This is a genomic window from Victivallis lenta (assembly GCF_009695545.1).
In the GTDB taxonomy this organism is placed as follows: domain Bacteria; phylum Verrucomicrobiota; class Lentisphaeria; order Victivallales; family Victivallaceae; genus Victivallis; species Victivallis lenta.
In genome coordinates this window covers 48,015-57,034 of record NZ_VUNS01000034.1, presented here as the reverse complement: position 1 = coordinate 57,034, position 9,020 = coordinate 48,015, and the positions used below count along the sequence as shown (strand labels likewise).

Sequence of the window (9,020 nt, the reverse complement as noted above, 5' to 3'; positions counted from 1 at the left end):
CCCGCTGTTCACCGGCGCCGACGCGCTGATCAGAAACGGTTCCGCCTGCTATCCCGCCGAACGCGCCGTCAACCGCGAGTGCCGCGTATTCCTCGGCATGAAACACGGCAGGGTGTCGTGCCGGGAGGCTACCTCCGGCATGCCGGGTGTCAGGCGGCGGATTCTCCTTCGGGGAGTCGCAAACGCACGCGTGGTGTTCCGTCCGGAGGCCGGTCACGTCGACTCGGTCCGCTTCTATCCGCCGGAGCAGCACCGGACCGTGCTTGAGCCATCCGTGCTGAAAGCCCGGCTCGAATATGACGGTGTCGGGCCGAAATATGTGCTCGAAAACGTTACGGGCGACTTTCATATCGCGTGGGCCGAAGAAAATTGAAATCCGCGGGGGAGCGGCGGGAAGGTTTCCGCTTTCCCCGTTCCCCCGTTTCATTTTCACGAAAAAAATCCGGAAATCATTCACCGGGCTCTTGACATTCCGCTTCTTTTTTGGTATAATAAATAACGTGTTCAATAAACGTGTTATCTAAACAGACGGAGAAGCCTGATGCCCGACCCTGCGAAAAAGAGCTGCACCATCCGCGAACTGGCCCGCCATGTGGGTCTTTCGACCTGCACCGTGTCGCGGGTCCTGAACCACCGCAGCGGCGAACTGCCGATTCCGGAAAAGACGCAGGAGAGAATCCGCGAAGCGGCACGGGCGCTGAATTACGTTCCGAACGTGAACGCCCAGCGTTTCTTCAAACGCCGCAGCAATGTCATCGGACTGCTGGTGCCGCCTCAGGAGGAGATGGGACACAACGCCTTCAACGACACACACTTCGTCGAGATCCTCTCCGGCATCGAAAAGGCGCTCTGCCGGACCGGCTACAATCTGCTTCTGCTGTTCAACCGCCCGGAATTTCAGGAGAACAACCACTATGCCGGGCTGTTCCAGTCGGGCTTTCTCGACGGACTTCTGATCTGGGGCGTTCACCGCTCCGACCGCTACTGGAACGAACTTGCCGCATTGAGCGGGCCGCGGATTTTCCTGACTTCGCTGCCCGGAGCGGAAGGCAGCGCCTCGCTTTCGTTCGTCGCAAGCGATTACGAGCACTCCGCCTTCGGCATCGTCTCGCACCTGCGTGAGAAGGGCCGCCGCAGCTTCTGCTGGCTGGCGGGGAAGGAGGACACCTCGATCATTCCGCAGCTCGAAGCCGGAATCCGCCGGGCCGGGGTCCGGATTCCGCCGGAGGCGATCCGTTACAGCGACTATACGGAAGCCGACGGAGAGCGGCTTGCCGCCGAACTGCTGGCAACCGGCCGATACGACGCGGTCGTCGCAACCGCTCCGCAGCTGGCGCGCGGCGCCTCGCGCTGCATCGCCGCCCGGTATCCTGCCGCCGCGGTCGGATGCTTCGACGGCCAGAGCAGCACCCGTCTTGCCACAGACCGTTTCATCACCGCACTGACCAATGATTATGAGATCGGTGTCACTGCCCTTGAAAAGCTCGTCGCCCGGATTGAAGGCGGCAAAGAACCCGTTCAACTCAAAATACCGGTCACATTCGCCTTTTCCGAAACCACCGGCCGTGCGGAGTGAGTTCCGGTATTTTTTTGCCGCTCAAGATAACGCGTTTCCTAAACCACATCGAAAGGATGGGACGAACATGAAAAGAACCCGCTTCACCCTGATCGAACTGCTCGTCGTCATTGCGATCATCGCAATCCTCGCGGCGATGCTGCTGCCGGCGCTGAATCAGGCGCGCGCCCGGAGCCGCGACATCACCTGCGTCAACAATCTCAAGCAGATCGGGACATTTCTGGCCATGTACATCGACGGCAACAACGATGTTGTTCCCGCCTCCAACTGCAATCTCGGGCTTGGCTCCTGGAGCGGCAAATGGCTGGATATGCTGATGTCGATCTACAGTCCGGGCATCGAAATTACAGATTACTGCTTCGCCCCCAAAGACTCCAGCGGCATCAACAGGCCCATCGGACCGTTCGCCTGTCCGAGCAGCACCGAGCCGTATACGCCGAGCACTCTTCAGAACCATTACGGGATCAACCGGGTCGGCGGCTATGCGTCCCTGACCAACGATCCCGGCGGAAACGTTAAAATCGGAGCAATCCGCAATCCGAGCGGCCGCGCCGCGGTCTTCGACGTGAACAAGACCGGCTCGTGGGACGATCCGGCCGCAATCAACCGCGAAAACATGACCAACCGCTACTGGCGTCATCGGAACGGAACAGGCGGAAACATCGGATTTGCCGACGGGCACGTCACCCCCATGTCGGCAAACGACATTCCGGAAGGCGGCAACCTGGCCGAAGACGAAGGCGGCAGCTTCTGGTGTACCTCCTGGAACGGAACCACCGGAAAACCGTGACCGCAGCTCAAGTATTTCAAGCGCAACCAATAGCCTCTCTTCCCGGAAGGATGATAAATGAATCAGATATGCAGGATATTTTTCTGCGCCGCAATCTTTGTTCTGGCAGCAGCGGTTTCGGCGGAGACATGTCATCAAATCGATCTCGGGAAAGGGGGAAGCTGGAACTGGATCGATTCGGCAAGCGTCAGAAATGAGAACGGCTTCGATGTGCTTGCGATCGACGTGCCGGCGTCACTTCGACCGCAGAGCGTCCGCCATGCTGTCTCGATGCCGTTCGATGTTGCGGCATACCGCGGCCGCTCCCTGCGGCTGACGGTTGAATGCCGGGCGGAAAACGTCTCCGTTCCGCGTCACGCCTGGAACGGAGTCAAATTTCTGCTGCATTACCGCAAGGACGGGCGCGACGTCTGGCGCTCTCCCTCCGGTCTTCGGGGAACATTCGGCTGGAAGAAACTGGAAATCTCCTTCCTCGTCCCGGAAGGAGCGACGGGCGGAAAACTGATGCTGGGGCTGGAGGAGAGTTCTGGCAGGGTTGAATTCCGTAACCTGCAGACAACCGTCAAGGATATTTCGGAAATTTTTCCGCCGCAAAAGCTGCCGAACAACTACCGGGTGCAATATTCGGAACAGGTGAAATCCATTCCGCCGCTGCGGGGAGCCATGTCTCCGGCTGCTTTGCGGGAAGGCGACCTGGAAGAGCTTCGCTCATGGGGAGCCGCCCTGATCCGCTGGCAGCTTGTCCGGAACTGGGGCCAAAACGACACAGACCGGGATGTCGCGGAATATCTCCGGTGGGTGGATGCCAAACTGATTGAACTGGAGCAGGTTCTGGATCGTGCGGAAAAGCTCGGGCTGCGGGTGATTGTCGACCTCCATTCTCCGCCCGGAGGCCGTTCGCCCGACCTCGGAATGCTTGACAGCCCGGAACATTTCGATGCCTTTCTGAAAACCTGGAGAAAAATCGCCTCCCGGCTGAAAGACAAACCGGCATTGTGGGCCTACGATCTCGTCAACGAACCGATGCAGTCACGCCCCTGCCGCATTGACTACCTGACGGCGCAAAAACTTGCGGCGGAGGAAATTCGCAGGATCGATCCGGCAACCCCCATCATCGTCGAATCAAACGACTGGTGCTCGCCGCAGGCGTTCCGCTACCTGTCCCCCCTGCCGCTGGACAACATCATCTATCAGCTTCATATGTATTGGCCGGGCGGGTATACGCACCAGGGAGTAAACAACAATTGGGGAGTCGCGGGAAAAGACGGCATGGCGAGCTATCCAGACTCCGCCTGCAACCGGCAGGCGCTGATCGAACATCTGCGACCGGTGCGCGACTTCCAGCAGCGTTACGGAGCGCGAATCTACGTCGGCGAATTCTCGGCGGTCCGGTGGGCCCCCGGCGCGGAACGCTATTTAGAGGACTGCATCTCACTCTTCGAGGAGTACGGCTGGGACTGGACCTACCACGCCTTCCGCGAATGGAACGGCTGGAGCGTCGAACACACCGAGAATCCGCAGGACAACGAACCGGCCCAGACGGATACCGCCCGCAAAAAGGTGCTGCTCAAATATTTCAAACGCAACCAACGGTAAGCGGGCATACTTTGCTCCGCGGAAAGGACAGAAATGAAAAGAACCCGCTTCACCCTGATCGAACTGCTCGTCGTCATTGCGATCATCGCAATCCTCGCGGCGATGCTGCTGCCGGCACTGCAGCGTGCACGAGCGGCCGCCCGGACTTCGACGTGCATCGGCAATCTCAAGCAGATCGGTCTCGGAGTATTCATGTACACCGATGACAACAGAGGCAACATGCCGGCTGCCTCGGAAACGGTCGAACCAGGAAACGGCGGCCGTTTCGAAGGGAAATATCTGATGTTCACCCGATATGCGGGGCTGGGGCTCATTGCCGCCAATGGTTACCTGGGAGCTCCATTGGTTCGGATCACCGGCGGAATTATCATCAATCGGCCCAAAGTGCTCTACTGCGACAATGCCGCTCCTCTCATCCCCTGGAACACCGACAGCGCAAATAACTCCTACCAGGCGCATTACGGCTTTATCCGCGATAATTATTCAGTCAATGCATATGGGCTCAAATTCGACCGGCCGCTCAGCCGTCTTGCCAGCCGCAGCGCACTTTCCTGGTGCCTCTGCGCCGGTTCCTATGGCTTCCTCTACCCCGATGGGCTCCACAACGGCAGTCTGCCGGTCCTGCACGTTTCCGGCGACGTCCGGAACCACAGCTGGAACTCATTCGACGACAAGGATCATCCGATCATCGGCGGAAACGCTTATTACTATCGGACCCAGGTTATTCTGCCGAAACTCGACACACTGTAGGAGCTGAGAAAGATGAATCGACCGTACGTATTGTTCCTGTTTTCTTTGATTTGCATCATTTCCGTTTTTCCGGCGGCGCTTGCCGCCGCCGAAACCGGACCGGCCTGGAACTTCGGAGGCTCCGGCCGTCTTTCCGGCTGGAGCCCGCGAGATATGAATCAAACCCGATTCACCGCTGATGCGATATCATTTGTCAGCGGCCGCGACAGCTCCATCGTCTCTCCGGACGTCATGTTCTCCGCCGCGCAGTTCCCGATCTGTGAAATCGTGATGCGTGCCGACCGCAAAACGGTCGGGGAGCTGTTTTTCGCCGCTCCGACAGAGGTTTTTTCGCAGCAGAACAGTCTGCCGTTCCAAGTGGAGCCCTCCACGGAATTCCAAGTTTACCGGATTGACTGCCGCAACAATCCGCTCTGGACCGGAACCGTCGCACGGCTGCGGTTCGATCCGGCCGCGTCAAACGGCATCAGGATACAGGTCAAGTCGATCCGTCTGCTACCGGCGGACGGCGAAGAGATGCTGTCCGCGGAATATGTCGGCATGGCCTCAGCCACCGCGGGACAGGACGATGACGCATATCGGGAAACCACGCTCACCGGCATTCCGCAGCCTCCCCCCGCCGTGACGTCGAAGCTGCCCAACCAGCTCGGCTTCACGGGCCCGGTCGCCGGGCTCCGGGCGCGCACCTCACGGGAAATCCCTGCCGGAAATATCTTCGGCGCAGCCATCTGCGGCAACGAATTCTTTGCCAATACTCCTGAAACCAAGGGAGCTCTCTGGTCCGCCTGCTGGCTGAACGACGGCGAAGAGCTCGCCGATGTCCACAACACCGTCTACTCCTCCGCCATGCACTACTCCCCCGAAGTCGAAGAGTGGTGTATGATCGAACTGAAAAAACACGAACGGATCAGCCGGATTGCCCTGAAGCCGCGCCACGGCAGCAATCTTGACGGATTCCCCGTCGATTTCCACATTCTCTGCAGCAATGACGGCAGCAGCTGGACCCGGGTCGCGGAGATGGAAAATTGTCAGGCGCTGCCCGCGGGCAAAGATTCCTTCGCATTCGATTTCGAACCGATCCCGGTAAAATTCGTGAAGGTCATTGCGACCCGGCTTCGTGCGGAAGGGGAACGCCGATACTATTTTCAGCTGCGGGAGGTCGAAGCTTTCGGTACGGACGGCGTCAATTATGCGGCAGCCGGCCGCGGCGGTACGGCCACGGCCGGTAATCCGCTCGGAAGCGGCACATTTGATTATCGGAAATTCTATGACGACATCTTCGACAGCGGTGCGCAATGGCTGTTTGTATCCAATAACTCCTTCCTTTCACGACACCGAACCGGAAAGCCGCCCTGCACCCGCGCGGAAATTCCAAATGCGGAGTATCTGCAAAAGAACGGAGTCAAATTGATCTACCGTTTCCTTCAATTGCCTTCGTTCGGCGAATACCGGGCCGCACCGGAACGTGTCGTACGGGAATATGTCGAAGCGGTTGCGGCCGTTGTCGGGGAACTCCGGGGAAAAGTCGCCGTCTGGTCCCTGGCCAACGAGCAGAATTTTTACGGCGACACCGTCTCTCCGGACGATCTTCCCGGTTATCGGGAATACTATGTGGCGCTGGTCGGCGCGGCGGCGGAACGGGTCCGGCAACTCGACCCGCAGACACCGATTGAGATTGAAACGGCTCTGTTCGACTTCGGCTGGACGGAGGCGGTTCTGGCCGCCGGACTGGCCGGCAAAGTGGACCGGATCGGCGTCCATATCTACAAGGAGCTCCGGGGCCGGGACACATTTCCGGAAGCGGCCGGGGCCGTCAGCAAAGACGGAAAACGTTCGTACACGGAGCCATACCGCGATTACGGCGAACAGATCACCGCCTTTCGAAAGCTGCTCGGGAAATACAATCCGCGGCTCGAAATCAACGTCAGCGAAACCGGCGTCAACACCGGAGACAATCCCGCGGGCGGCTCCTATTACGTCTCGGCCAAATCCCAGGCGAAATTCCTGGCAAGGCTCTACACCTATCACCTCTTTTACGGAATCGGCCCGACCTGCTGGTGGTCGCTCGAACCGGTGAAAACCGGCGAATATCAATGGGGACTCATCCTGCCGGACGGACAACGCAAGGAGGCATGGTACGCACTCCGCAATGTTGCAGCCGTCCTCGACAACTCCTGCCGGCCGAGCGAAGAGCTCTCATTCCGGGTGGACGGAGAAACGGACGCCTTCGTCGGCCGAGTCCTGCGCAACGATTCGGGTGAATACATCATCCCCTACTGGGCCGCCGTCAAAATGCGGGACGGCAACACCGGCAAAGCCGTCGATCTCATCGTTTCCGGACCAAAGCTGCGGCATATGGAAGCGGTCGATACGCTTTCCGGAACCGTTCATCCGGTCCGGTTCGAACAGGAAGGCGAAGGCTATCGGCTGAAAAACATGATTCTCCGCGACTATCCGGTCATCCTCCGCATCCGTTGACGAAACAGATCAGGCGGGGAACGAAACTTCCCCGCCGGAAGGAAATTACGGAATCGGTCCGGCGTTGTTCCCCCCCGGGGCCTCCGGAGCCGTTCCCGATGCGGCGCAAGCCGGTCGAGAAAATTGTGCGAGATGGGCGAACCTGGGAATATATTCACTTCAGAGCGGCCCCGGAGTGCCCGGAATATGTTTCTGCCCCGCCACCGTAAGCACAGGGAACAATAACAGGCTTTCTTCTGCGGAAGACCGGCTCCGGTTCCGAATGCGTGCATGGCTCCCTTCCTGTCCCTCCCCGCGATCTCTTTCACGATTCGCCGCGATGAACCGCATGAATTTTCAGCAAAGGGCACCGGCCGGAAATGTGACGGCATTCACATTTTTATCCGGCCCGAACCGCGAAACGCAAATTGACTTCCGGCGCACTCTCCGGTAATATATAAGGCAAAGCAATCCTTATTCCGGAGCCCTGTCATGCACTGGTTTGCAATCAACTGCAAGGCGGAGTCGGTCGCCGCGCCCCTGTCCGCTCCGGCCGAACCGACTCCCGCGCTGCGGCGCAAGGCGGAACGTGCCGCCGTCGTCTCCTCCTGCTGCGGCTTTCTCGGCGAAGTCACGCTGACCGACAGCGCGGTCGTCATCCTCTTCGCCGGAATGCTCGGCGCGGGCGACACCCTTTCGATGCTCACCACCTCCGTCCTGCCGCTGCTGAACGGCTGCTGCCTGATTCCGATGGCCGCGCTCGTCGCGGCGGCCGGAGAAAAGCGCGTGATCCTGACGGCCTGCATCCTGGCGTCTGCGTCCTATTTCGCAGCGGCCTCGGCCCCGTGGTTCGGCGCCTGGAGCGTGACGGTCCTCATCACGGCGATCCTCTGCTTCGCGCTGTCGCTGACCGGATTCATCGCCGGCTGGTTCCCGCTGCTCGACACCTTTCTGACCCGGGAACGGCGCACCGGCTTCTTCTGCAACATGCGCTTCTGCCACCAGCTGACCGCGACGCTCTTCCTCTTCGCGGTCGGAGCCGCAATCGGCGGGCAGCCGTCGGCCGGAACACTGCAGGGCGTCCTTTTCCTCGCTGCGATCATCTTCACCGGCCGCGCCGCCGCCATCGCCCGGATTCCGGATTTCCGAATTCCCGAACGCGGCACGGCCGGATTCCGCACCGGCCTGGCCCGCGCAATCGGCAACAAGGCACTGACCGGTTTTTCGACCTATCTCTTCGTCCTGAATCTCGCCGCCTTCGGGACGGTTCCGCTGATGATCCTCTGCCTGAAAAACCAGCTCGGCGCGCCGGACAACGTCATCGTTTTCATTTCCGGCGCCGCCCTCTCCGGCATGCTGGCAGGCTATCTCTGCGCGGGGAAGCTGCTTCGCCTGGCCGGTCCCCGGAGATTCTATCCGCTCTTTCACGCGCTTTTCTTCGCCGTCAATTTCATGCTCTTCTTCATCGGCCACGGCGGCGCGGCGGCCTGTCCGGTCATCGCGGGCCTGCTCTTCCTGTACAGTCTCGGCATCGCCGCCGTCTCAATCGCGGCTTCGGCAGAAATGATGGCGCTCGCCTCCCCCGGCAACAAGGTCATGGCGATGGCGCTCTCCGGAGCGTTCTCCTGCGGCGGCTCCGGGCTGTCGCGATTCGTCACCTCGCTGCTGCTCGGCGGAGAAATGCTCGCGCCGGAGTGGATGCTCGGAACGATGACGGTCAGCCGTTACCAGAGTCTGCTTCTGCTCTACTGCTGCGGACTCCTGTTCGCTGCGGTCTTTCTCGCGCTCGTCCCGGCCGTCTTCCCGAAAGGAGAATATGTGTATCCCGGCGCCGTCTGACCCGCTCCGGCT

Annotated in this window: 6 protein-coding genes and 1 pseudogene; all 7 read left to right on the top strand. The window is 60.0% G+C overall.

Translation table 11 applies throughout. The features are described 5' to 3' along the window. A pseudogene (locus FYJ85_RS23375) lies at positions 1–373 on the top strand (hypothetical protein); the annotation flags it as partial. Between the two features lie 168 nt (positions 374–541). After that, entirely contained in the window at positions 542–1,576 is a 1,035-nt protein-coding gene (locus FYJ85_RS20295; protein ID WP_154420543.1) for a LacI family DNA-binding transcriptional regulator, read from the top strand. Positions 1,577–1,643: 67 nt separating this feature from the next. Then, on the top strand, positions 1,644–2,366 hold the full coding sequence (locus FYJ85_RS20290; protein ID WP_154420542.1) for a type II secretion system protein: 723 nt from the start codon (positions 1,644–1,646) through the stop codon (positions 2,364–2,366). A gap of 57 nt (positions 2,367–2,423) precedes the next feature. Continuing rightward, complete coding sequence (locus FYJ85_RS20285; protein WP_154420541.1) at positions 2,424–3,962, top strand: glycoside hydrolase family 5 protein; 1,539 nt, start codon at positions 2,424–2,426, stop codon at positions 3,960–3,962. 33 nt (positions 3,963–3,995) lie between these two features. Further along, positions 3,996–4,712, top strand: a complete 717-nt coding sequence (locus tag FYJ85_RS20280; protein ID WP_154420540.1) for a DUF1559 family PulG-like putative transporter — start codon at positions 3,996–3,998, stop codon at positions 4,710–4,712. A gap of 153 nt (positions 4,713–4,865) precedes the next feature. Further along, on the top strand, positions 4,866–7,190 hold the full coding sequence (locus FYJ85_RS20275) for a discoidin domain-containing protein (protein ID WP_206213350.1): 2,325 nt from the start codon (positions 4,866–4,868) through the stop codon (positions 7,188–7,190). Positions 7,191–7,661: 471 nt separating this feature from the next. After that, positions 7,662–9,008 (top strand): MFS transporter, encoded by a 1,347-nt coding sequence (locus FYJ85_RS20270; protein ID WP_154420538.1) that lies wholly within the window; start codon positions 7,662–7,664, stop codon positions 9,006–9,008. Positions 9,009–9,020: the final 12 nt, after the last annotated feature.

Bases quoted from the DNA above. Each gene is read 5' to 3' on its own strand.
- FYJ85_RS20270 (WP_154420538.1), top strand. From the start codon at position 7,662: ATGCACTGGTTTGCAATCAACTGCAAGGCGGAGTCGGTCGCCGCGCCC.
- FYJ85_RS20285 (WP_154420541.1), top strand. From the start codon at position 2,424: ATGAATCAGATATGCAGGATATTTTTCTGCGCCGCAATCTTTGTTCTG.
- FYJ85_RS20275 (WP_206213350.1), top strand. From the start codon at position 4,866: ATGAATCAAACCCGATTCACCGCTGATGCGATATCATTTGTCAGCGGC.
- FYJ85_RS20280 (WP_154420540.1), top strand. From the start codon at position 3,996: ATGAAAAGAACCCGCTTCACCCTGATCGAACTGCTCGTCGTCATTGCG.
- FYJ85_RS20295 (WP_154420543.1), top strand. From the start codon at position 542: ATGCCCGACCCTGCGAAAAAGAGCTGCACCATCCGCGAACTGGCCCGC.
- FYJ85_RS20290 (WP_154420542.1), top strand. From the start codon at position 1,644: ATGAAAAGAACCCGCTTCACCCTGATCGAACTGCTCGTCGTCATTGCG.